The 23,503-nt window shown below is 69.1% G+C and carries 20 protein-coding genes; 14 read left to right on the top strand and 6 right to left on the bottom strand.

Features of this window, described 5'->3' with window-relative positions:
* The first annotated feature begins 88 nt into the window (after positions 1–88).
* From FHU13_RS21525 to modA, 3 genes are all read left to right on the top strand, one after another.
* Positions 89–289 (top strand): hypothetical protein, encoded by a 201-nt coding sequence (locus FHU13_RS21525; protein WP_183437889.1) that lies wholly within the window; start codon positions 89–91, stop codon positions 287–289.
* Between the two features lie 105 nt (positions 290–394).
* Positions 395–565: a hypothetical protein gene (locus tag FHU13_RS21520; protein WP_183437888.1), complete on the top strand. Its 171-nt coding sequence runs from the start codon at positions 395–397 to the stop codon at positions 563–565.
* A gap of 169 nt (positions 566–734) precedes the next feature.
* A complete protein-coding gene (modA, locus tag FHU13_RS21515; RefSeq protein WP_183437887.1) occupies positions 735–1,544 on the top strand; it encodes a molybdate ABC transporter substrate-binding protein in 810 nt (269 codons plus the stop codon).
* A 46-nt stretch (positions 1,545–1,590) separates the two neighbouring features.
* Here modA and FHU13_RS21510 read toward each other — a convergent pair whose 3' ends face one another.
* Positions 1,591–2,145 carry a DUF5872 domain-containing protein gene (locus tag FHU13_RS21510; RefSeq protein ID WP_183437886.1) on the bottom strand — a complete coding sequence of 185 codons (555 nt, stop codon included), beginning with the start codon at positions 2,143–2,145 and terminating at the stop codon, positions 1,591–1,593.
* Positions 2,146–2,408: 263 nt separating this feature from the next.
* Here FHU13_RS21510 and argC point away from each other — a divergent pair, with 263 nt between their 5' ends.
* The 3 genes from argC (at position 2,409) to FHU13_RS21495 (ending at position 5,296) form a co-directional block, all read left to right on the top strand.
* Positions 2,409–3,353 carry an N-acetyl-gamma-glutamyl-phosphate reductase gene (gene argC / locus FHU13_RS21505; RefSeq protein WP_183437885.1) on the top strand — a complete coding sequence of 315 codons (945 nt, stop codon included), beginning with the start codon at positions 2,409–2,411 and terminating at the stop codon, positions 3,351–3,353.
* A gap of 892 nt (positions 3,354–4,245) precedes the next feature.
* Positions 4,246–4,770 carry a MucR family transcriptional regulator gene (locus FHU13_RS21500; RefSeq protein WP_183437884.1) on the top strand — a complete coding sequence of 175 codons (525 nt, stop codon included), beginning with the start codon at positions 4,246–4,248 and terminating at the stop codon, positions 4,768–4,770.
* Between the two features lie 346 nt (positions 4,771–5,116).
* Positions 5,117–5,296 (top strand): hypothetical protein, encoded by a 180-nt coding sequence (locus FHU13_RS21495; RefSeq protein WP_246714779.1) that lies wholly within the window; start codon positions 5,117–5,119, stop codon positions 5,294–5,296.
* Positions 5,297–5,357: 61 nt separating this feature from the next.
* Here FHU13_RS21495 and FHU13_RS21490 read toward each other — a convergent pair whose 3' ends face one another.
* Complete coding sequence (locus tag FHU13_RS21490) at positions 5,358–6,362, bottom strand: NrtR DNA-binding winged helix domain-containing protein (RefSeq protein WP_210287777.1); 1,005 nt, start codon at positions 6,360–6,362, stop codon at positions 5,358–5,360.
* 230 nt (positions 6,363–6,592) lie between these two features.
* On the opposite strand from FHU13_RS21490, the gene FHU13_RS21485 reads away from it, so the two are divergent.
* From FHU13_RS21485 to FHU13_RS21475, 3 genes are all read left to right on the top strand, one after another.
* Positions 6,593–7,342: a thiamine phosphate synthase gene (locus tag FHU13_RS21485; protein ID WP_183437882.1), complete on the top strand. Its 750-nt coding sequence runs from the start codon at positions 6,593–6,595 to the stop codon at positions 7,340–7,342.
* A 241-nt stretch (positions 7,343–7,583) separates the two neighbouring features.
* On the top strand, positions 7,584–8,390 hold the full coding sequence (gene thiD, locus FHU13_RS21480) for a bifunctional hydroxymethylpyrimidine kinase/phosphomethylpyrimidine kinase (protein ID WP_183437881.1): 807 nt from the start codon (positions 7,584–7,586) through the stop codon (positions 8,388–8,390).
* Between the two features lie 175 nt (positions 8,391–8,565).
* On the top strand, positions 8,566–9,195 hold the full coding sequence (locus tag FHU13_RS21475) for a helix-turn-helix domain-containing protein (RefSeq protein ID WP_183437880.1): 630 nt from the start codon (positions 8,566–8,568) through the stop codon (positions 9,193–9,195).
* Between the two features lie 154 nt (positions 9,196–9,349).
* Here FHU13_RS21475 and FHU13_RS21470 read toward each other — a convergent pair whose 3' ends face one another.
* The gene (locus FHU13_RS21470) at positions 9,350–17,359 is read right to left on the bottom strand and encodes a hypothetical protein (RefSeq protein WP_183437879.1); all 8,010 of its coding nucleotides are present in this window, start codon (positions 17,357–17,359) and stop codon (positions 9,350–9,352) included.
* 332 nt (positions 17,360–17,691) lie between these two features.
* Between FHU13_RS21470 and FHU13_RS21465 the strand changes: the two genes are divergently transcribed.
* Positions 17,692–18,063, top strand: a complete 372-nt coding sequence (locus tag FHU13_RS21465; protein WP_210287776.1) for an Hpt domain-containing protein — start codon at positions 17,692–17,694, stop codon at positions 18,061–18,063.
* A gap of 6 nt (positions 18,064–18,069) precedes the next feature.
* Here the strand turns inward: FHU13_RS21465 and FHU13_RS21460 are convergent, their stop codons facing one another.
* Positions 18,070–18,210 (bottom strand): hypothetical protein, encoded by a 141-nt coding sequence (locus FHU13_RS21460; RefSeq protein WP_183437877.1) that lies wholly within the window; start codon positions 18,208–18,210, stop codon positions 18,070–18,072.
* A 270-nt stretch (positions 18,211–18,480) separates the two neighbouring features.
* Here FHU13_RS21460 and FHU13_RS21455 point away from each other — a divergent pair, with 270 nt between their 5' ends.
* Positions 18,481–18,801: a 2Fe-2S iron-sulfur cluster-binding protein gene (locus tag FHU13_RS21455; protein ID WP_017483666.1), complete on the top strand. Its 321-nt coding sequence runs from the start codon at positions 18,481–18,483 to the stop codon at positions 18,799–18,801.
* Between the two features lie 293 nt (positions 18,802–19,094).
* A complete protein-coding gene (locus FHU13_RS21450; RefSeq protein ID WP_210287775.1) occupies positions 19,095–19,292 on the top strand; it encodes a hypothetical protein in 198 nt (65 codons plus the stop codon).
* Here FHU13_RS21450 and FHU13_RS21445 read toward each other — a convergent pair.
* Positions 19,289–20,464 carry a vWA domain-containing protein gene (locus FHU13_RS21445; RefSeq protein ID WP_183437875.1) on the bottom strand — a complete coding sequence of 392 codons (1,176 nt, stop codon included), beginning with the start codon at positions 20,462–20,464 and terminating at the stop codon, positions 19,289–19,291. The two genes, FHU13_RS21450 and FHU13_RS21445, sit on opposite strands and share 4 nt — an antisense overlap.
* Positions 20,465–20,710: 246 nt before the next feature.
* Here FHU13_RS21445 and FHU13_RS21440 point away from each other — a divergent pair, with 246 nt between their 5' ends.
* On the top strand, positions 20,711–21,118 hold the full coding sequence (locus FHU13_RS21440) for a hypothetical protein (RefSeq protein WP_183437941.1): 408 nt from the start codon (positions 20,711–20,713) through the stop codon (positions 21,116–21,118).
* 372 nt (positions 21,119–21,490) lie between these two features.
* Positions 21,491–22,027 (top strand): MucR family transcriptional regulator, encoded by a 537-nt coding sequence (locus tag FHU13_RS21435; protein ID WP_183437874.1) that lies wholly within the window; start codon positions 21,491–21,493, stop codon positions 22,025–22,027.
* A gap of 542 nt (positions 22,028–22,569) precedes the next feature.
* Here FHU13_RS21435 and FHU13_RS21430 read toward each other — a convergent pair.
* Positions 22,570–23,304, bottom strand: coding sequence for a sigma-70 family RNA polymerase sigma factor (locus tag FHU13_RS21430; RefSeq protein ID WP_183437873.1), 735 nt, complete (start codon positions 23,302–23,304; stop codon positions 22,570–22,572).
* Positions 23,305–23,503: the final 199 nt, after the last annotated feature.

Here is a 23,503-nt window from a genome sequence, read left to right as displayed (position 1 = left end):
TGGTCGACGGGGCCATGCCCAATGGTCGGGCCTTGCGAGAGGCGCTTCTCAGTATCGTTCATCATGCGCTTTTGAGTTCCATCGCGTCATGACACCCAGATCCGTCCGTCGTCGTTCACCCGTCGTCGTGAAGCGCGAGCCGCGGCCCGACCGCCGCCGGGCCGCGAGCGCGGATATTCTCGCACCGGACACGCTCGAGGCGCCGCTGCCCGGCTCGCTGCTCGTGCTGCTGAGCCGGCTGCACCGCGCCGAGGTCAGGGCCGCACCGGAATCCGATTCCGTGGCCTGACGCCGCCGAAGCACCCGCGGGAACCGCCACTGCTCCGGATCGCTTCTGTTCCCGCGCTTTCCAGCCCCGTGGTGATCCGGGCCCGCATGGAGAAAGGATCGGTCGATGGCCGTGGTGTCGAGCAAGATCTTCGAAGAGGGTAGAGCCGCGAAAGCGACGGGACAGCCCGATTCCGCCAACCCTTACGAGGCTGGCTCGCAGGAGAGCCTGGATTGGCTTGAAGGCTACACCGCCGGCGAGCCCGAGCCCTCTGCCGCCGGCCCCTCCGAGAACTGACGGCCGGCAGGCCCCTTCCTCGAACGCGCCAGAGGCATGGCCGTGGCATCCCGGCTCCGCTAGAAGCGGCATCGCGCACCTCACAGGCGCCACCGACTCGGCAGCGGCGTGAGGACGTCGGTGCCGGAGAATCCGCATCGGCCGCTGCGGACATTGCGAGGGAATCGCCATGACAAAGCCGCGCTTCGTTCGGACATGTCGCGCCTGGCTGGCCGGTCTCCTCCTCGCGTTGACACCTTGGTCGATGGCCGCCCGCGCCGCGGACGAGCCGATCGTGATCTTCGCCGCCGCCAGCCTCAAGAACGCCCTGGACGAAGCCAGCACCACCTGGGCGAAGGAGACGGGCGGGACGAGCCGGATCTCCTATGCGGGCTCCAACACGCTGGCCAAGCAGATCGAGGCCGGCGCCCCGGCCGACCTCTTCATCTCCGCCGACCTCGCCTGGATGGATTACGCGGAGAAGAACGGCACGATCCGCGCCGACAGCCGCGTCAACCTTCTGCGCAATGCCATCGTCCTCGTCGCGGCCAAGGGATCCGGCAAGCGGGTGGCCTTGGCGCCCGGCACCGACCTCGCCGCCGCTTTGGCCGGCGGCCGGCTGGCCATGGGCAATGTCGATGCGGTGCCGGCCGGCAAGTACGGCAAGGCCGCCCTTGAGAAGCTCGGCGCCTGGGACGGGGTGAAGGGTCACGTCGCCCAGGCCGAGAACGTGCGGGCGGCCCTCCTGCTCGTATCCCGCGGTGAGGCGCCGCTCGGCATCGTCTACGCGACCGATGCGGCGAGCGATCCCGGCGTCGAGATCGTGGCGACCTTCCCCGCCGACAGCCACCCACCGATCGTGTACCCGATCGCGCTGACCAAGGATGCGGCCCATACGGATCGCGCTGCGTCGTTCCTGAGCTTCCTGAGAAGCCCCGCCGCGCGCCCCATCTTCGAGCGTCAGGGCTTCGTCGTGATCGGCGCCGAGAAGCGCTCCTGAGCAAGGCGGGGCGGACGCTTCCGCCTTCGCCACCGATTCGCTCCGATCAGGAGGTGAGGGCGCGCTCCAGTTCGCCCTTCGTCATCTTCGAGCGGCCGGGGATGTCCTGCTTGCGGGCCCGCTGCATCAGCTCGGCCTTGGTCGTGCCACCGTGACCGCCCTTGTTCGATGTCTTCTTGTCCAATGTCCTGCCGGTCCTGCCGCCGGTCTTGCGGGCGGAGGCCGCCTTCTTCGCGACGTCGGCGGGCTGCTTCGAATGCTGCTGGCCCTTGGCGGAATCGGCGCGCTTCTTGGCCGTCGAGCGGGCGTACTCCGAGTCGGACAGCTTCTCGCGCGCCTTCTTGGGCAGGTAGCGCTCACCGGTCCTGCCGCTCGTCTCACCGGACTTCGTATTCCACTCTTCGTCGGTCCACTGCTTGAGATGGTTGTCGTCGGACTTCTTGCCGGCGTAACCGCCGCCCTCCTTCTTGTATTCACTGGTGGCCATCTGCGCCTTGCGGGCGGACCACTGGCCGGGCTTACCGCCCTTGGACGATTGCGTGACGTCCTTCTTGACCTTGTCCCAGAGCTTCGGGTCGGTCTTCTTCGCTGTTCCTGACATCGGATTCGCCTCCTGAGCGACATTCGGCTGTCAACAGAAGGCGTCATCCTGAGTTCCGGCCGCACTGAGTCTGTCCAAGGACAAAGGTCTGCGGCAGCGGCCGAGACGAGCGCGCGGTCGCCGAAGGCGTTGACAGGGGAAGACGAAGCTTCCACCTCCGCGCCACCGACGAAGCGTGTCGCAGGCGGCACCCCACGGCCGGGTCGCAGCGCCCGCCATGTGTTCAGAGCGGCCCGAATTGGGGCCGAGTGAGGATTGTTGCGATGTCCGACGGCGTCAGCGCCCCGAAGGTGTTCATCGACGGCGAGGCCGGCACCACCGGCCTCGGCATCCGCGAGCGCCTGGAGCGCGAGGGCAGGGTGCGCCTCGTCAGCATTCCGCATGAGAGCCGTAAGGACGCGGGCGTGAAGCGGGCGATCCTCGAAGAGGTCGACCTCGTCGTGCTCTGCCTGCCCGACGACGCATCCCGCGAGACCGCGGCCCTCGCCGACAGCTTGCCGAGGGGCGGCCCGAAGCTACTCGACGCCAGCACCGCCCACCGCATCGCGCCGGGCTGGGTCTACGGCTTTGCCGAGATGGCACCGGAACAGGCCGACGCCATCCGCGCCGCGCGCCGGGTCGCCAATCCCGGCTGCTACCCGACCGGGGCGATCGCGCTGCTGCGCCCGCTGGTCGAGCGCGGCCTGATTCCATCGGATCATCCCGTCAGCATCAACGCGGTGAGTGGCTATAGCGGTGGCGGCCGCAGCATGATCGAGAGCTACGAGCGCGGGGAGGGTGCCCCGTTCCAGCTCTACGGGCTCGGCTTCGGCCACAAGCACCTGCCGGAGATCGAAGCCTATAGCCGGCTGACCCGCCGGCCGATCTTCATCCCCTCCGTCGGCAACTTCCGGCAGGGCATGCTGGTCAGCATCCCGCTGCATCTCGGTACCCTGCCCGGTCGTCCGAACCCGGGCGATCTGGAGGAGGCGCTTGCCGATTGGTACGCAGACACACCGCTGGTGAAGGTCGTGCGCGGCGCGGAAGAAGGCGCCCACCGCGAGCGCATCGAGCCGGAAGCTCTCAACGACACCGATCGGCTCGAACTGCGGGTCTTCGGCTCCGACAGTCACAGTCAGGCGGTGCTGGTCGGTCGCCTCGACAATCTCGGCAAAGGCGCCTCGGGAGCAGCGGTGCAGAACCTCGGCCTGATGCTCGGCCTCGACTGATCTGCGGACCAATCCAGCCGGAGAACACACCCGAGCATCCGCTCGATCGGAGGGAGCCCGACACCGCGCGGACGCGCGGTGTCGGAGCGGTGCCGTTCACGTCATGCAGCACCGTCGTCGCACGTCGGCGAAGCGGCCCGAGGACGGGCGATGCAAGCACGTGCACAGAAACGCTCCCCCTTCACCAACAATCCTGTGAAGCCTCGCAAGAAAGGGCCGCGGGTCAGCTGCACAACTCGGGCCCCCTTTCGCCCGGAACCACTGTCACCCAGATGTTTGGTCCCGGCATCTGAGCCCGCGTCTGCTGGAGCAGCGCCCCCTCACCGGCAACCAAATGGCGGCTCCGGCGCCCAGCCCCTTTTTATTGGCAGCAGACCCGGTACATCCGAGTGATCGGAGCGAATCTTCGACACTTCAGAACGGCGGCAGAACGTTTTACGCGACGAAAACGTCCAGCTCCTTCGATTCTGACGAGGAAATCCACAGAAAATACGTAGGCCTGCGGCGCCGTGTCGCAATCAAACCGTGTTATGTGCAAGGGAAGCGGCATCGAGAGCCTAAAGCCGATCGATTGACAGCGCCGCCGACGAAACGGCCGCACCGAACGAAAACTCAACTCTTTGAAACACCGTCATTTTCTGAGACTTATCCGCTGCATTATTAACATTTGAAATATTTATCTCGGTTCGTACGGCACAGCCGTAAGGTGGGCACAATGCTTTTTTTTCGCAGTTTCTCGTCGATGATTTTTCCATTCGAGCTGCACAGAAACGCGTGCGGCGCTCCATTCTCTTCGACCTAATTGCGCTCGCATTCAACAACGATGTCTTGCTCCTCAGCGGCTCTGAGCTTACCGTCTCCCAGGTAATCCTCCCGCACAGAAGATCGCGCCATGGAAACCAGTGAACAGGAAGCGGAAACGGCCCGCCTCGTTACCCTTACGGCCGACGTCGTTTCTGCCTATGTCAGCAACAACCACGTTCAGAGTGCCGAGCTTCCGAAGCTTCTCGGGGAGGTGCATGAGGCGATCCGCTCCGTCACCATGAGCGGACGCCCGTCCGCCGAGACGGGCCCGCCCAAGGCGACGCCGCAAGAGATCCGCAAGTCGATCAGCCACGACTTCCTGGTCAGCTTCGAGGACGGCAAGCCTTACAAGACGCTGCGCCGCCACCTCACCCTGCGCGGTCTCTCGCCCGAGCAGTATCGGGCGAAGTGGGGCCTGCCCAATGACTATCCCATGACGTCGGCGAGCTATTCGGAGCAGCGTTCGGAACTGGCGCGCGCCCTGGGACTAGGTCAGCAGCGGCGCCGGATCGCGGAGCCGGAGCCGGAGGCAGCGCCCGAACCGGTGGCTGCCGAGCCGGAGCCCGCTCCGGAGAAGAAACGCCGCGCCCCGCGCCGCAAGAAGGAAGCGTAAGCCCGAGGCCGCATCGGCTCGGATAATGTGGGCTCGGCGATGCCGAGCCCAAAGGCGTTTCACAGCAGGTCCCACGTCGACGCGGCGGGCGGCCGCAGGCTCACATGGCCGCACGGCGCGGCGCCTCCGGACCTTTCTACGATTTCGGTGAAAGCGTCATCCGCGGGCATTTGTGAGATCTGCCCTGCGCCAGGATCGATTGAGGAACCGCCGTTCGGCCGGCAAACGCTCCAAAGGAGGGCGCTTGCCGATGGTCTGGGCACAAAGGCGAATTGCGGCCGACGAGATCCGGTCGGTTGAGCTATTGTTCCGCGAGCAGGCGGCCTCTTTCGATGCTTCGCGCCAGATGCTCCTCGTCAGCGTGCACGAGGATTGGCCGATGGTTCGTCTCTGGGTCTGCGTTCCCGAACCGGACCTGCTGACGGCCTATTACGGTTTCACCCTCTGCACCCGCGCCGATCTGCCCCTGGCCCCCATCCTCGTTGCCGGCTGCCCCGAACATTTCGGGCGCGTCCTCCAGGGCTAAGCATCGTCCCGAAAGCTGGACGCGGTTTTTGGAACAGGATGATGACCCCGCGTCGGCCCCCTCACACCGTCCGCCGCGACGGAGTGAGCCTCACGCCGGGCGCCGGACGCTCCAGGAGAACCTCCCGTCGGAAACGCACCAGCCGGGCCGGGCGTCCGGCATTGCCGCTGGTGAGCGCCTCGGTCTCCTCGACGAGTCCCTGCTGCGCCACGAGGCGGCGGAAGTTCTGCTTGTGCAGCCGCGTGCCCGCGAGCGCCTCGACCGTGCGCTGAAGCTGGAGCAGGGTGAAGGCGGGCGGCATCAACTCGAACACCACTGGGCGATACTTGATCTTGCCGCGCAGTCGGCCGATCGCGGTGGCGAGCACCCGGCGGTGATCAAGTGCCATCGGCTGGCCGGTGATCGCGAGGTCGTCGGGCACGGCGGCGCCGTGCTGCCCCTTGGCCTCCGGGATCAGCCCCGCCTCGAACAGCAACTCGTAGCGCTCCAGCACGCGCTCCTCGTTCCAGGCACCGCCGATCCCGAAGCTGAGACCGACACGATCTTCGCGCAGGCGCCGGAGCTTCGGTTCGGAGGCGGCGGCGACCCAGGCCATCAGGCGCGGCTCGATTTCAGCAAGCGCCGGCGGCCGGCCCTCGCGAAAATCCTCCCAGGGCAGGTAGCGGTACCAGTTGCGCCACGCGGCCTCGGCGAGCCCCGCCGGGCGCAATTCGCGCACCAGGGCGAGATAGGCCACCGAGAGTAGATGCACGCCGTGCTGTCCGCCCTCCCGGTCGCGGTCGCCGAAGGTGTAGAGTTGCTCGACGTAACCGAGGCGCTGGTGGGTCTGCTGCTCGACCCAGGCGCGAAGGCCCCGCTCCAGAGTGGCATGCTCAGGCACTAGCGGGCCCGCGGGCAGGGCGGTCTCGCGGCCCTTGGCTTGGCCTCCGACCTGCACGGTGAGCGCGCGCGGCTCTCCGTCCGTCGCCGCGACGATCACGGCGACGAGCCCTACCGAGGAGGCGCTGGCGGCGCGCGTCCCCCTGTCCGCTGCGGCGGCGATCACACCCGGTTCGGCCGTGCTCATGCGTTCGTCGGCCTCGAGCCCCTCTCCTCGGGCATCCCCTCGGCGGCGGAAGCGGTTCCGGCCTTTAACCCTCGCTCTTGCCGGATCGGCACCGGCACCGTCAACGGAGGTTGCGGCCTCATCCGCAGGCAAGTGCGGCCACGGTCGCCGCGGCAGGCCGATCCTGCTAGACCGAAAGCAGGATCATCGAAGGGAGCGGCCATGGCGCTCGGACGGTACGGGGGGTCGGCATGAGCATCGGGACAGGGCTCGGTGCAGGACTCGGTGCAGGACTCGGTTTGTCCCGGCCGTCGGCGGGGATCACGGTGGACCTGCGCCTCTACGGCATCCTCGATGTCGGCGTGCTGGGGGGAGATTCGGCGGCGCTCGGCGCCCTGGCGGCGGAGGCCGTGGCCGGTGGCACCACCTTGCTCCAGTACCGCGACAAGGATCTGACCGATGCCCGCGCGGCCCTCGCGAGGATTCGGGCGATCCATGCGGCGGTCGCCGGCCGCGCGCCGCTGCTCGTCAACGACCGGGTCGATCTCGCACTGGCCGCCGGGGTCGAGGGCGTGCATCTCGGCCAGTCCGATCTCCACCCGGAACAGGCGCGTCGCCTGCTCGGCCCCCGCGCCATCATCGGGCTCACCGTGAAGACCGGCGCCCAGGCCGACGAACTCTACCGGCTTCCGATCGACTACGCCTGTATCGGCGGCGTCTTCGCCACCACCAGCAAGGACAACCCGGACCCGCCGGTCGGTCTCGACGGGCTGCAGCGGATCGTGTTCCGCGCCCGGCTCGCCCGGGGGCAAGCGCTTCCACTCGGCGCGATCGCCGGGATCGACGCCAGCAACGCGGCCTCGGTGATCCGGGCGGGCGCCGATGGCGTGGCGCTGATCGGCGCGCTGTTCAAGGGCGGCGCCACCGAGGCCAAGGCGCGGGACCTGCTGGCACGGGTCGATGAAGCGCTGAGCCAGCGCGGGAGCACGGGCACGCGTTGAAGCGCCTCACAAAACGTCCGGGCGCTGAACGTTCGCGCTCTGGCGGCGACAGCGCAGCGGGGATCTTGTGAGAGACACGTCGGGCACGTCGAAGCGAGACGACGCGGAACATTAGAACATCGTCCCGAAAGGTGGTCACCGGCTTTCGGGAAAAGACGATGCAACAACAAGAGGCCAGAGCATCGTCCTGGATCCGATATCCAGGACGATGCTCTAGAAGAACTGACGAGGGGAGACGCCCATGACCGCCATCGCCCTGACCATCGCCGGCTCGGATTCGAGCGGGGGCGCCGGCATCCAGGCCGACCTCAAAACCTTCGCGGCCCTGCGCGTCTACGGCGCCAGCGTCGTCACCGCGCTCACCGCGCAGAACACCCGCGGCGTGCAGGCGATCCACGACGTACCCGCCGATTTCGTGTCCGCGCAGATCGACTCGGTGTTCGCCGACCTCGCGGTGGGTGCGGTGAAGATCGGCATGCTCTCGCGGCCCGAGACGATCCGGGCCGTGGCCGAGGGCCTGCGGCGGCATGCCCCCGGCATCCCTGTCGTGCTCGATCCCGTCATGGTGGCCACCAGCGGAGATCGGCTGATCTCGCAGGAAGCCGTCGAAACCTTACGCGGCGAGCTGATGCCGCTGGCCACCGTCGTCACCCCCAACCTGCCCGAAGCCGCGACCCTGCTCGACGAGGAGCAGGCGAACCACGAGAACGAGGCGGTCGCGCAGGGGCGGCGGCTGCTGGGGCGCGGCGCGCGGGCGGTGCTGATCAAGGGCGGCCACGGCGAGGGCCGCGAGAGCGTCGATCACCTCATCGCCGCGGACGGGACTTTGCGCCGATTCGCGGCGCCGCGCATCGAGACCCGCAACAGCCACGGTACCGGCTGCACCCTCTCGGCCGCCGTAGCGGCCGGGCTTGCCCGGGGCCAGGGGCTCACCGAGGCGGTGGGTGGGGCGAAAACCTACGTCACCGCAGCGATCCGCGCCGCGGATTCCGTGTCCGTCGGCCACGGCCACGGCCCGCTCCATCACTTTTACGCGCTCTGGCAGTAGACCCGCGCCGAAGCGAAACCGGACCTTCGGACCCGTTTTGCGTTTGACAGATCAAACGCTCGTTCGGATAACGGAACGCCTTTCGGTGCCCCACCCACGACTTCGTGATCTGATCCGCCCGCGAGGGTGTGTCCGGCGCGGACGTCTCGGTAGGCACTCTCAGCGGACCGATGTGATGCAAGACATAGCGGCAAGCCTTGAGCGCGGACGGCCAAAGGATCTCGCCAGCGGTGCACAGGTGCTCTCGGGCCAGCTCGGCAAGACGATCCAGCGCCTGCGCAAGGCCTACAACCTTTCCCTCTCCGAACTCGCCGAACAGTCCGGCGTGGCGAAGTCGATCATCAGCCAGATCGAGCGCAACGAGACCAACCCGACTCTGGCCACGATCTGGCGGCTGAGCCAGGCGCTCGACGTTTCGATCGAGCGGGTGCTCGCGACCTCCGACGAGGAACCCTTCATCGAGCGCTTCTCCCGGGCCGACACACCGCGGCTGGTCTCCGACGACGGCAAGGTGCGGCTTGCCATCATCGGCTGGATCAAGACGGTCGAGTGGCTGCAATGGTACGACGTCACCGCCGATGCCGGCGGGGTGCTCGAATCCGATGCGCATCAGCGCGGTTCGGTCGAGTCGCTCTCGGTGCTGGAGGGCAGCTTTGAGGTCGAGGTGGCCGGTGAGGTGCAGCGGGCCAATGCCGGCGAGACCCTGCGCTACCGCTGCGACCGCCCCCACAGCATCCGCTGCCTCGGCGATGGGCCGGGCCGGGCAACGATGGTCGTTATCATGAAAGCCGCCGTGATGGAGTGATCCGGCGCCGGCCGGCCCGTCGGGACGACCACGTCACATGAAAAAGGCCCCCTCGGCTTGAGAGCGGAGGGGGCCTTTTTCATCGAACGACCCGGTCGATGCGTCAGGAGGCGGGCTCGGAGACCCCGAGCCCACGCTCGCCGGAATATCGGCTTCAGGCCTCGTCGAACCGGCCGCTGGCATGGGCGAGCATGGTGTACACCTTGCCCGTCTCCGAGGTGAGGTAGGCGTCCGCGCGCTTGGTATCGCGGTCGTTCTTCGTCACCTCGCCGAGCAGTCGCTCGAACTCGCCGACATAGCGATCGACCGTGCGGCGGAACTCCACATCCGCTCGGTAGCGGCGCTGGATCTGCTCGAAGGTCTGCCGGCCCTGAACCGTGTAGAGGCGGCCATCGAACAGGTTCGCGTCGCCCCGGCGGTAGCGCTGCCAGAACTCGACCGAAGCCTGATGATCCACCATCCGGGCGATGTCGGTCGAGATCGCGTCGAGCGAGATCCGCTCCACAGGCCCCTTCGTCTCGGGAGCCGGTCCAGGAGTCGGAGCGGGGATCGCCTCGGCACCGTCATCGTCGAGCGAGGCGCGGGTCAGGAGATCGGACAGCCAGCCCCGGTTGTCGCGGGTGCCGGGCCGCCCTTGGACCACGCCCTGGCCTCCACCCTGGACTGCAGCCGGGCTCGCCGGACGCACGGGGGCGGAGGACGGGGCCGGCGTCTGGGGTCGGGCCGCCGTCGGCGCCGCGCTGCGGACCGGCGCAGGCGCGGTCTGCGGCGCGGAGACGGGAGCGGAGGCGCCGCGACCGGCCTCGGCCGTGCGGCGCTGCTCGACCGCGCGAGCCTGCGCCGCCGGCTGGGCGACATCGACCGAGCGGTTCGAACGGGCGACCAAGGCAGCCAGCTCGTTCAGCGCGTCGATCTGCTCGGCCACCACTCGACGCATCTCGCTCGTCGCATCCTGCGTCTCGCGGGGCAGGTCGAGGACGCCGCGCTGCAGGTCGGCGCGGGTCGCATCGAGTTCGCGGCGGATCTCAGCGGCCATCGCGTTCATCCGCGCGACCGAGTCGCCGAATTGGCCGGAGGCGGCAGTGAAGCTCTCCATCATCTTGGCCGAAGCCGCCTCGATGGTGCTGCGCACAGCGGCCGCGGTGCGGGCGCTCTCCTCATCGGCGCCGCTGCGCAGGCGCTCGAAGTCGCCCGCCACGGAGCTTCCGGCCTCGCGGACGGCGCGGGCGACGCTCTCGCTGAGTTCGCGGGCGCGGGTCTCGGCCGCGCGCAGCGTCTCCTCGATCACGCTGCCGAAGCGGCCGGTCTGAGCCTCGATGGCCTGGCTGCGCTCTTCGAGGCGGGACAGCACCGCCTCGACCACCGCCTGCCGGTTCGACAGGCTCTCAGCGAGACGGGTCTCCACCACCTCCAGGTTGCCGGCGGCCGCGGAGAGCGCGCCGACATGGGTGCCGGTGCGCTCCACCAGCGCCTTGCCGCGCGCATCCAGCGTCTCGGCGAGATCCGATGCCTGGGCGAGGGCGCCCTGCGAGGCGTCGCGCAGCGCCACGACCTGCGTCGAGACCCGATCGGAGGCCTGCGCCGCTTCCGAGGCGACCCGGTCGAGGGCCGACTGGATCTGCTCGACGCGGGCCGCGAGCCCCTGCTCGACGGCCGTGAGGTTCTCGGAGGCGCCGCCGACGAGATCCTTGAGCGCGCCGTTGGCGCTCTCGATCCGAGTGAGGAAGCCCGCGACGTCGCGGCGGACCCGTTCATTCGCCTGGGCCACCGTGTCGGCGGAGGCTGCCGCACCCTCATCCAGGGCTGCGCGCAGGGCTTTGACCGACTCGACGGTCCGGACGACGATGGCGTCGGTGCGCTCGCGCAGCGCCTCGACCAGCGGTGTCCCCTTGTCGGTGATGAGCCGGTCGAGAGCCTGCTCCCGCTCAGCGAGGGCGCCGGCCAGGGCCGCAGCCGGTCCGTCGATCATGCGGGCGAGCGCCCCGTTCCGCTGGTCCAACGCCTCGGCCAGCGCGGTGGCACGGGCCTGGACCTCGGCGGCGTGACGCTGGGCGCGCTCTTCCAGCATCCGGCCCATCCGGGCGATGCCGTCCTCCACGAGCGCCGCGTAGGCCGTCTGGCGCTCGTCGAAGGTTTCGGTCAGTGCCGCCTGCCGTTCGGCACGCTCGTCCAAGGCCGCAACCATCCGAGCCGTGCCGCCGTCGATGAGGGCGGCATAGGCCTCCTTCTGGCGGTCGAACGCCTCGGCCAGCACCGCGTGGCGGCGGGCCCGCTCTTCGAGCGCGGAGACCATGCGGGCCGTGCCTTGCTCGATCAGGGTAGCGTAGGCTTCGCGCTGCCCGTCGAAGGCCTCGGTCAGAGCGGCCTGCCGCTGGGCGCGCTCATCGAGAGCCGCGACCATGCGGCCGGTGCCCTCCTCGATCAGCGCCGCAACAGCCCGCTGACGCTCCTCCAGCGTCTCGGCCTGAGCCGCATGGCGGTGAGCCCGCTCTTCGAGCGCGGCGACCATGCGGGCCGTGCCTTGCTCGACCAGGCTCGCATACGATTCCCGCTGACCGTCGAAGGCCTCGGTGAGGGCGGCCTGCTGACGAGCCCGCTCGTCCAGCGCCGCCGCGATCCGGGCGGTGCCTTCCTCGACCAGGGCCGAGACGGCTCTCTGGCGCTCCTCCACCGTCTCGAACTGGGCGGCGTGCTGGCGGGCGCGCTCGTCGAGCGCCGCGACCATGCGGGCCGTGCCCTCGTCGATCTGGGTGGCGTAGGCGTCCTGGCGCTCGTCGAAGGCGTCGGCCAGCGCGTTGGCGCGGTTTGCCACCACGGTGGCGAAGGCGCGCAGGCGGGCGTCGATGCGGCTGGTGAAATCCTCGCTGCGGGTATCGACCGTCCGCGCCAGCGCGGCAGCCTGGTTCTCCACGAGCTGCGCGAAAGCGCCGCCGCGGCTCTCGACCAGCCCGTCGAGGCTGCGCATCCGCTCGTCGAACAGGGCTGCCAGCGCCTGGGTCTGGGTGTCGAAGCGGCCGGTCAGCGCCGTCGAGCGCTCGTCCACCAGGGCACCGAGGCGGGCCTGGATCTCGTCGAACAGGCTGCGCAGTTCCTGCGCCCGCATCTCGACGGTCTGCGCGACCTGCTGGCCACGTCCGTCCACGAGGTCCCCGAGTACGCCGAGGCGCTCGTCGAACAGGTGGGCGAGCCCGCGCGTGCGGGCATCGACCTCGCCGGCCGCGCGGCCGATGCCGCCCTCCAGCGTCTCCACGAACAGGCGTGCGCCCTCGGTCAGCGCGGCCTGGAGCGGCAGGATACGGCCCTGGAAGCCCTCGTCGAGGCGGCCGGCATGGCCGTCGAGCAGCCCGCGGATCTCGCCGGTGCGGTGGTCGAGGATGTCCTGAACCGTGCGGGCGCGCTCCTCCAACGTCGTGCGCAGGTCGTCGCTGCGGGCGTCGAGCATGGCGCGGATCTCGCCGACGCGGCTGTCGAGCAGATCCTGCACCGTGCGGGCCGGCTCCTCCAGAGCGGCACGCAGGGCGTCGAGTCCGGACTCGAACTCGCCGCGGACATGGCCGGCGCTGCCGTCCACGAGTCCGCGCAGCGCGCCGGTGCGGCTGTCGAGGGTCTCGCGGATCTCGTTGCTGCGGGCATCGAGCAAGTCGCGCGCCGTACGCAGACGTTCGTCAAGCACCGTCTCGAGAGCGCCGAGGCTGGCATCGAAGGCGCCGCGCACTTGGCCTGCGCCGCCCTCCATCAGGCCGCGCAGGTCGTCCGTGCGGTGGTCGAAGGTGTCGCGGATCTCGTTGCTGCGGGCATCGAGCAGGTCGCGCACGGTGCGCAGACGCTCCTCCAGTACCGTCTCGAAGGCGCCGAAGCCGGCTTCGAGTTCGCCGCGCACCCGGCCGGCGCTGCCTTCCATCAGGCCACGCAGATCGTCCGCGCGGCTGTCGAGCAGGGTGCGGATCTCGTCCGCACGGGTTTCGAGGGTGTTGCCGAGGCGGCCCGCGCCCTCGCCGAGGAGGCCATCGACCTGCCCCACGAGGTCGCGCAGGGCGGCGAGCAGGGCGGTGCCGCGACGGTCGAGCAGACCACCCAGAGAAGCGCCCCCCTGTTCCAGAGCCTGGGTGATGTCGGAGAGGCGCCCCTCGAGGCTCGCGACCGTCGCGCGGCTGCGCTGATCGAGGTCGGCGGCGAGCGCACCGCCGCGCTCGTCGAACAGATGGTTGAGGCTCTCGGACCGCTCGTCGAACAGGCGTGCGATCGCTTCGACATGGCCGCCCAGCGCCTCGACCGCGAGACCGCTGCGGCGCTCGAGCAAAGCGACGAGGTCGCGGATCCGGCCGGTCAGCTCGCCGTCGATGGTGCGGGTGCGGCTCTCGATCAGGCGCACCGCTTCGAGCGCCTGGATACCGAAGGATTCGTCGAGGTGGCGGGTGCGCTCCTCCAGCGTGCCGCTGAGGGAGTCGAGACGGGCAACGACGCCGGAATCGAGGCGCTCGGCGCCCTCGTCGAGGCGGCGGGCGAGATCCTGCGTCGTGCGTTCGAGCCGCTCGGCGATCTCGGCGGCGCGGGTGGCGAGGACGTCGCCCACGGCGCGGCCGCGGTTGGCGATGTCCTGCGCGGAGCCTTCGATGCGCCGGTCGAGGGCCTCGACAAGGATGCGGTCGCCCTCATCCAGGGTGCGGGCGATCTCGGAAGTGCGCAACACCAGGGTTTCGTTGAGGGCGTTGGCGCGGGCGCCCAGCCGCGTGTCGACATGGCCGACCAGCGCAGCGAAGCTCTCGCCGATCTCGGCGGCGCGGCGGGCGGACAGGGATTCCATCTCGCCGATGCGTGCCTCGACAGTCTCGCCGGCGAGGCGGGCGCGCTCGGCCAGGGAATCGGCCAGGGCATTACCCTGTACGGCGATGATCCGGTCGATCTCGGTGAGGCGCGAATCCAGGGTGTCGCCGAGCGTCCGCGCGTTCCCAGCGATCCGGTCGGCCAGGATGTCGCCGCGGGCAATGGTCTCCTGGAGGGCCGCGAGCCGGCTGCCCAGCGCCTCCTCCACCGCGCGGGTACGGCTGTCGGCGGTCTCGACGAAGGCAGCATGGCTCTGGTGGAGCGCGTCGCCGACCTGCGACACGTGAGCGTCGATGGCGAGGGCGACCTCGCGTCCAGCGCCTTCCAGGCGGGCCTGGGCCTCGTCGGACTGGCTGGCGATGAGCGCGGCGGCGCCGCGGCCATGGTGGTCGAAGCTCTCCTCCAGGGTGCCCAGGCGGGCATCCAACTCGGAGCCGACCCCCTCCGCAGTACGCGACAGTGCCTGGGCCGTGGCTTCACCGCGAGCGGCGACCTCGTCACCGAGCCGGCGCAGCGTCTCGCGCAGGGCCTCCAGGGCGCTCTCGGTGCGGCCGCCGACCTCGCCGCCGGCCTGCTCGGCCGCGCGGGCAAGGGCCGCGGTGGTCTCGGCGCTGCGGACGGACAGCTCCTCGCCGATCCGGTCCAGCGCGTCGCGCAGGCTCCGCAGCGACGCCTCGGTGCGCGTGCCGACCTCGCCGCCAACGCGCTCGGCGGTCCGCGCCAGCGCCTCCGCGACCTCGGCGCTGCGGCCGTCGATCTCCGCGCGGACCTGCCCCAGCAGATCGCGCAGGCTCTGCGCCGATTGATCGGCACGGCTGCCGATCTCGCCGCCAGCCTGGGCGGCTGCCAGCGACAGGGCCACGCTCGCCTCGGAGCCGCGGACAGCGATCTCGTCGGCCACTTGCCGCAGGAGATCTTGGAGCGACTGCATCGACTGGTCGGTGCGGCTGCTGATCTCGCCGCCAGCATGGGCCGCGGCGAGCGCCAGCGCGCCGGTCGCTTCGGCACTGCGGGCGGTGAGTTCGTCGGCCATCCGCTGGATCGCGGCGTGGAGCGTCTGAGAAGCGCTCTCACTGCGGCTGCCCAGCTCGCCTCCGACGCGCTCGGCAGCGGCGTGGAACCGGCCAACCACATCGTCCGAACGGGTCTCGACGGTGGCGGCGGCCTCGTCGGCCGCTCGGCGCAGCGTCTCGGCGGCCTCGGCGAAGCGCGCAGCGATCGCGGCGGCCTGCGCCTGCGCGGCGCCCGAGGTTTCCTCGGCGGTGTGCAGCATCCGCGCGGTGGACTCGGCGGTGCGCTCGGCGAGGAGGCCGCTCACGGTCTCGGCGGCCTCGCGCAGGCGACGCTCCAGCGCCTCGACGCTGGCGCCGACGGATCCGGTCGCAGTCTCCGTGTTGCGGCGGATGCCGTCGTGAGCCGCAGCGGCCCGAACGTCGAGGTCGTCGCCCAACCGGGCCACGGTCTCGCGCAGGCTCTCGGCGGTGCCGTTCGCGCTCGCGGCGAAGCCGGAGCCGAGGCCGGCGAGCGCCTGCTCGACGGCGGCGGCGGCCTGCGCCGCGCGGTCGGTCATCAGGCCGACGACGCGCTCACCGGCCGCGTCGAGGTTCGACGCGAGCGCGCCGCCCTGGACGGAGATGACATCGTCGACACGGGAGGCGGCCGCCTCGATACGGCCGGCGAGTTCGAGGCCAGGGCCGTCCATGGTCTCGGCGGCGCGGGTGGCAGAGGCCAGGAACGCCTCGCGCACGCGATCGACGCGGGTGGAGAAGTCGTCGGCGACGCTGCCGGCGGCGAGCGCCAGGGCGGCCTGCGCGTCGCGCCCGCGGCCCTCGATCAGTTCGGAAACGCCGGCGCCGGCGGCCTCGATCTCGGTGCGCAGCGAGGCGCCGCGGGCGGCGATGTCCTCGGAGATCGCCGCGCCGGTGGCGGCGAAGTGACGGCTCAGGCCCTCGCCGGTCTCGGCGAAGCGGGCGGTGATCGCGCCGCCGGTTTGCGCGAAGCGTTCGGTCAGCTCGGTCCCGCGCGACAGGAAGGCCTCTTCCAGGCCCTTGGTCGAGCGCTCGAAGGTCTCGCGCACGGCGCCGCCCTGGCGGTCGAGCGCCTCGATCAGGCCGGTGCCGGTCTCGGACAGTGACTGAGCGACAGCGCCGGCGTTGTCGGCGAGCGTGCGGGTCAGCGCCCCGCCGGTACGCTCGAAGGCCTGGGTCACCTCGTCGGCGCGCTGCTGAAGCGCGCTGGTCAGGTTGGTGCCAATTTCCTCCAGGCCGCCGCGCACGCCCTCGCTCGTGGCGGTGAGCTGGCGGATCAGGTCGTCGCCGCGGGTCGAGACGTTGCCGACCACCCGTTCGCCGACTTCGCCGAGCGCGGTGGTGATCGCCTCGCCGCGGGCGTCGAGCGCCCCGGTCACCCGCTCGCCCGCGCCGTTGATCGCCGCGACGATGCGCTCGGCTGCGCCCTCGAGTTCGCTCGACAGGTTCTCGTGCGAGCCGGCAATCGCCCCGCGCACCCGGTCGGCGCTGCCGACAATGGACTCGCGCTGGGCGATCAGCTCATCGACGAGGCTGCGGATTCGGATCTCGTTGTCGGAATAGGCGCGCTCCAGGGTCGAAATCTCGCCGCGCACCAGCGTCTCGAGTTCGCCCGCTCGGGCGAGCGCCCGCTCCACACCGTCGCCGACGGCGGCAACCTCGCGGCGCACGGTCTGCGACATGGTCAGCACCGCGTCCGTGGAGAAGCTCTCGGGCTCGGCCAGCCGGATCGCCACCTCGCCGACGGCGCGGGCGACGAGGCGCATCTCGTGCGCGCGCACCGCCAGCATCGCGGTGATGAGAAACAGCACGATCGGCCCGGCAATCGCGGTGGCCACCACCGCCGCCTGGAGTGCGGTGAGTCCGGTGATGAACGCCTTCAGGTCGCCGCCGGACTGGTTCCAGGCCAGCGCCACGAGGCCGTTGAGCCAGAGGAAGGAGGCGATCGCCGCGACGAGGTACGGCTTGCGCGAGGGCCGCACCCGAAGCGTCTGCTGCAGGATTCCGATGTTCTGGCGGTCGTCGTTGGCCACCAGCGAGCGGTCGGGCGGCAGCAGGCCCCCCTCGCGGCGCGAGCGGCCGCGCTCCGGCAGGGGAAGCTCCGAGGTGGCGGGATCGATGTCGAGGGTCGGTGTGCGGCGTCCCCCGGCCTCGGAGAAGGGATCGGCCAGTGGATCCCCGTCACCGACATCGGGAAGGCGCGGCTCGACGCGGGCGCTGTCGCCCGGCGCCGGAATGTCCAGATTCAAAGCCTGCTCGATCGCGGAGAGGGCCGCCTCTGCCGGATCCTTCAGCTTCTTCTCGGTGGCCATGCAACCCTCGTACGCATCGCCGTCCGCTGCGGAGCACGCGCCCTCCGCAGCGGAGACGGATTTACCCAACGTCCCACGGGATCTTAGTCCCTTGGATCCCGCACCCGATACCCGATCGGCCCGGCGCACCCAAGAAACCTTAACGGAATGGTTACCAAACCGGGTCCCGTGATCCGGCACTCGCCCCAAGTTCTGACGCTTGCTGGCATAAACCGGTACGCCCCGGGCGGCCCTGCGCTGTGGATAGTCCGCGCCGCCCACAGGCAGGTCGCCGCGCCGAGCCTATTCCGCGGAGCCGGGCGGGTCGAACGTCGGTTTCATCCCGAACGCAGATGAAGAAGCAGTCGATGAGGACGGACGTGAACGTCGAGAAAAATCTCGCTCCTCTGCTCGATCGTTCCCACCTCGATACACAGACATTCGGCGATGCGGATCTGGCCCGGGAGGTGCTGAGCCTGTTCGAGGGTCAGTGCCATCGCCTCCTGCCGGCGCTGGCGGAGGAGGGCCGTTCGGCGGAGGAGCGGGCCGACCTCGCCCACACGCTCAAGGGCGCAGCCCTGGGCGTCGGAGCGATGCGGGTCGCGGAGGCGAGCGCGACCGTCGAGACGGGGCTCCGCAAAGCCGGCGAGGCCGATCTCGGAGCTCTGCGGAACGCCGTCGCGCAGACACTGGATGCACTCGCTTCCTTCGGCCTGGAGGCGTGAAGACCTTCAGTCTTCCGGCTTGTAGAGCAGTCCTTCGAGGCCATGCTTCCGGCGCTCCTCCAGGCTGAACGCGGTTCCCTCGCTGCGACGACGATCGGTGAGGATCGCGGACCACGTCTCTGCGGCGTCTGCCCGGCTGCATGCCATCGCCTCATCCTCTCGGGAACCGACGGCGCACGGGCGCCGCCTTCGCGGACATGGCGTTGCGCCGTGCAACACGGCTCCGGTGAGGGCTGACGATCCTTAGCATATCAAATGCTGCGCTTCCGGGCGGCAGGCGAGGGCGGACCATTGCTGCCGGCGCGACGGAAAAGCGCCGGCTTCCCGCTTGCATTCTTGCGCCGCCGCCCGCAAGCAGGCGCCACGCCGCCCCCCCGAAGGATTGCAGGCGGACGCCGACACGTCCCGGAGCAAGGTATGCCCAAGATCACCTTCGTCGATCACGCCGGCACGGCCCGCACGATCGACGGTGAGGTCGGCTCGACCGTCATGGAGACGGCGATCCGCAACAACGTTCCGGGCATCGATGCCGAGTGCGGCGGGGCCTGCGCCTGCGCCACCTGCCACGTCTACGTGGACGAGGCCTGGGCCGAGAAGGTCGGACCGGCCGAGCCGATGGAGCAGGACATGCTGGACTTCGCCTCGGACGTGCGCGCGACCTCGCGCCTGTGCTGCCAGATCCGCGTGACGCCCGAACTCGACGGCCTCGTCGTGACGACACCGGCCCGCCAGGGCTGAAGCGCGCCGGTCACGAGGCGCGCCGTCCGCCGCGCCCATGGCGGCCGCTCTTGCACTCCTGCCGTTCCTGCCCGTCCCGCTCCCGCAAGGGCTGGGCTACACGGAACCTGCACGCAGAACGACATCGATCCCTTCCTGACCGGCGCGGTCCTCAGCGTTCCCTTCGCGACCGCATTCGTCGGGCTGGCACGGCATTCGCAGCGGCGTGCGGGTGGGAACCCTGCGGCAGGGGAGGCGGCGCTGATCTGGCTTTCAGGCCTCATCCCGGTCTGCTCACCGCATGCGTTCCGATGATGAACGCTGCTCTCGAACGGGACACGCTGCCGTTCGAATGGTCGCCCTGCGGCGACGAATACGTCCAGACGCCGTTCGAACCAGGATATGCCGTCTACGGCGCCTTGCCGCTCTCGGTTCTCATCACAGCCCTGGCGGCCTTTCAGGCGGCGCGCTCCGCGCCGATCGGCGAGATTGACGTGAGCGGCCAAGCCTAACGCAGCAGCGCCCGCATCGCCCCATCCAATCCTTCGAGCGTCAGCGGGAACATCCGCTCCGAAAAGATCCGGCGGACCATGCCGATCGATTGGGTGTAGCCCCAGTGCTCGGCCGGAACGGGATTGAGCCAGACCGCTTTGGGGAAGTGATCGAGGACGCGGCCGAGCCAGACCTCGCCCGCCTCCGCGTTCCAGTGCTCCACCGAGCCGCCGGGATGGGCGATCTCGTAGGGGCTCATGGAGGCGTCGCCCACGAACACCACCCGGTAGTCCGACGGGTAGGTGCGGATCACGTCGAGGAGCGGGATGCGCTCGTCGTGGCGGCGGTGGTTTTCCGTCCACACCGCCTCGTAGGGGCAGTTGTGGAAGTAGTAGTGCGCGAAGTGCTTGAACTCGGAGCGCGCCGCCGAGAACAGCTCTTCAGCGAGTTCCACGTGCCAGTCCATCGAACCGCCGACATCGAGGAAGAGTAGCACCTTCACGGCATTGCGCCGTTCGGGCCGCAGCCTCACGTCGATGAAGCCCTTGCGGGCACTCTCGCGGATCGTGCCGTCGAGGTCGAGTTCCTCGGCCGCCCCGGAGCGGGCGAAGCGGCGCAGGCGGCGCAGCGCCACTCGCATGGAGCGGGTGCCGAGTTCGCGTGAATCGTCCAGATCCTTGAACTCGCGCCGGTCCCACACTTTCACGGCGCGGAAGTTGCGGTTGCCGTCCTGGCCGATCCGGATGCCCTCCGGATTGTAGCCGTAGGCGCCGAAGGGCGAGGTGCCCCCGGTGCCGATCCATTTCGATCCGCCCTGGTGGCGCCCCTTCTGCTCGGCGAGGCGCTGTTTCAGGGTCTCGAACAGCTTGTCCCAGCCGAGCGCCTTCAACTCGGCCTTCTCTTCGTCGGTCAGGTATTTCTCGGCGAGCTTGCGCAGCCATTCCTCGGGGATGGCGGCGGGCTCGACCGCCTCGCCCAGCGTCTCCAGACCCTTGAACACGGAGGCGAAGACCCGGTCGAACCGGTCGAGGTTGGACTCGTCCTTCACCAGCACGGTGCGGGCGAGGAAGTAGAACTCCTCGACCCGCTTGTCCGCGAGGTCGCTCTCCATCGCCTGGAGCAAGGTGAGGTACTCGCGCAGGGACACCGGCACGCGGGCCTCGCGCAGACCCGTGAAGAATTGCAGCAGCATGGGGCCTAAACGCCCGAGCCCGACCGGCAGGTCAAGCCGGATGGCCCTTTGAGGTCCGCACGACGGCACCGCTCGTTCTTCGGAAAGCCGGCCCAAGAGTCTTCGAGACCTGTGGACGACGCCGTTTTCCGGTGGATATCGCCCAATGCTGCCTTTGGGCGTGACGAACAACCGTCATCTCAGCGGAACTAAGGTGCCCCCGCACAATGCAGGACGAGTCCGTGACTTGACGATTGGATGGACGCCATGCCCGTGGTCTTGCGGTCTCTAAGCGATTTCAAGAAATTTCTCCGCAAGCCCGGGGCGACGCTGCAGATCGTCCAGAACACCTTCGTCGATCGCCAGGACGAGGCTTCCCGCGCCGCCTATCGCCGCAAGGGGCTCTACGAACCGCGAACTCTTCGGGCGATGTCGAAGAAGGCCGCCATCTTCGACGTGAAAGGCCACGACACCACGGTTTGGCTCTACTGGGACCGCGGCACCCGCAACTGGCGCTTCTCCGGCGATACTGTCACGGTCCCGCTCAATGCTACTCTGGGACCACCCGACGCGGTGATCTATCGCTGCAGTCTGCCGCCGAAGCCGGAGCACCGCAGGCAACGCCGCCCCGCCACACGGCGCGAAGACGATGAGAGGACGCTGCCAGGCATGTAACCATGGTCGCGGGCCGCCTGAAACCGGCCGCACCGACGGCCTTGGGCGAGCCTTGACCTGGCGCAATCCACCAAAGCCGGTCCACTCCACGAACGGAAGTCGGCGACTAGCCCGAATTTGCCCCTCACGATTTGTTGAAAAACCGAATCAGACGTCGCTCATCACGCCTCTGATCGAACCTCAGCTTGTGCGAACCACCTTGAGAAACCCCAAACTGCCGCCTGGACCGGTCTGATCGTTGGCAATATCGGCCAGATCGAGGCCTTTTCTCGATTTTGCAGTCGTTTTCCGGGAAAACCCATAGAACCGGTCTTGAAACTTTCCTAGATCCTTTTAGCTCACAAGAACGAGGGGCAAACAGGATCACGGACAATGTCTGAAACAAGTCAGGTCTCACAAATCGATCGTATCGAGCTCGCTGCCGATCTCGTGTCGGCCTATGTCTCGAACAACTCCCTGCCGTCGCCCGAACTCCCGGCCCTGATTGTTCAGGTTCATGCCGCGCTCGTCGCCCTGTCGACGCCGCAGGCTCCGAAGGAGGAAGAAGTCGAGCGGGCCTCGCCTGCTCAGATCAAGAAGTCGATCACGCCGGACGCCCTGATCTCCTTCATCGATGGCAAACCCTATAAGACGCTCAAGCGCCACCTGACGACGCACGGCCTCGATATCGAGGGTTACCGCCGCCGCTACGGCCTGCCGGCCGACTACCCGACGGTCTCCTCCAACTATTCGGCCGCCCGTTCGGCGCTCGCGAAAGATCTCGGCCTCGGCCAGCAGCGTCGCAAGTCTTCCGCGAAGGCCGCCGAGCCCGTGGACCAGGTGGTCTCGGAAGCGCCGGCCGAGCCGCGCCGCAAGGGCACCGCTTCGGGCGAGGGGCGCAAGACCGGCGGCCGGCGCAAGGCTGCCTGACGGTAAAAGTTTGAACCGGCAGGGCAATCCGCTCCTGCCGGTCTCCCGGAGGCCGACCAGTAAGGCGGGCTGCGGGACGGCGTTCGAGCCGGTCTTGAAGTCGTCAGTGCTGCCGAGGCCGCCTCGAAGTTCGACCGGACGGACAGGTAGATCAGCACCGAGCAGTCAGAGTCGCGTGCCGCTCACATTCGGCCGGCTCATCGCGACGAACGTCTCTCGCCGATGTCGACAGCCAGAGAGCTGCGACCGGTCGTTGCCGACAATCCGGTTGCAGGCAGCAAGGGACGGGTTGGATCACGCCCCTCACGCGCTCCGCGACTTGGTGCAAGACGGCCGGTGAAAACCCGACCGGACCAAGTCGCGAATGGACCGATGAAGCGGCTTTCTCAGCCGCCCAGGATCATCGGACGACCCGACGACATCGCCCGCCACCGCCCCAAAGATCCGGGCGAAGCTTCAAGTTTCGCCAACGGAGCCGGGCAATCCCGATACACGAGCCCACGCCGTTCAGTGAGGACCGGCTTCGAACGCCCTGGCGACCGTCAGGCGTCCGGCATCGCCGACTGGATGAAGCGGTCGGAGGAGAGATCCTCCTCGTCGTAGCCGAGGAGTTCGGCGAGGCGGCCGCGGGCGCGACTGACGCGGCTCTTCACCGTGCCGACCTTGCAGCCCATGATCGTCGCGGCTTCCTCATAGGAAACACCCTCGGCACCCACCAGCACGAGAGCCTCACGCTGGTCTGGCGGCAGCTTGGCGAGCGCCGTCTGGAGATCCTCGACGTCGAGCCGGTCGCCTTGATGCGGTGCGGTGGCGAGGCGGGCGGCGTAGGAGCCGTCCTGATCCTCGACCTCGCGGACCCGCTTGCGATGGTCCGAGTAGAAGATGTTGCGCAGGATCGTGAAGAGCCACGCGTTGAGGTTGGTGCCCGGCTGGAAGCGGGCACGGTGCTGCCAGCCCTTCAGCAGGGTGTCCTGCACGAGGTCGTCGGAGCGGGCGGGGTTCGAGGTCAGCGACAGGGCGAAGGCGCGCAAGGACGGCACCGCGGCGAGCAGACCGTTGCGGAACTCCGGATCGATCCGCTCGCCCTGTGCCTTGAGGGCCTCTTCGAGCTTGCCGATCAGCTCGGAGAAGCGGACCGGTGTATCCTCACCCGCGCCGAGCGTGTCGTAGACGCTGCGAAGATGATCGCCGAGATGGCTGCGGATGGAGTCTGAGAGTTTGGGACGGCCGTCAGTCATCGCGGGACGATCCAGGGTCGCTTCGGTATCGTTGCGCATCGGGTACTTCGCGATCGGGGCATTTCGGCAAAAGACGGGGCGGCGCGGCACGCGGAGAAAGCCCCGGCGAGGCGTTTAACATAGTTGTAGCGCATCGGTCCCGCACCGCACACCCGCGCCACGCGAAATACTGCCACGCTTGCACACAAGACGATCGGCTGTCCCACGAGGGGAGAGATGATCGGTCGATCCTGCGGCG

The sequence above is a fragment of the Methylobacterium sp. R2-1 genome (genome assembly GCF_014191355.1).
Lineage (GTDB): Bacteria > Pseudomonadota > Alphaproteobacteria > Rhizobiales > Beijerinckiaceae > Methylobacterium.
Note: the sequence above shows the minus strand (reverse complement) of the source record. Positions and strands in the feature narration are given on the sequence as shown.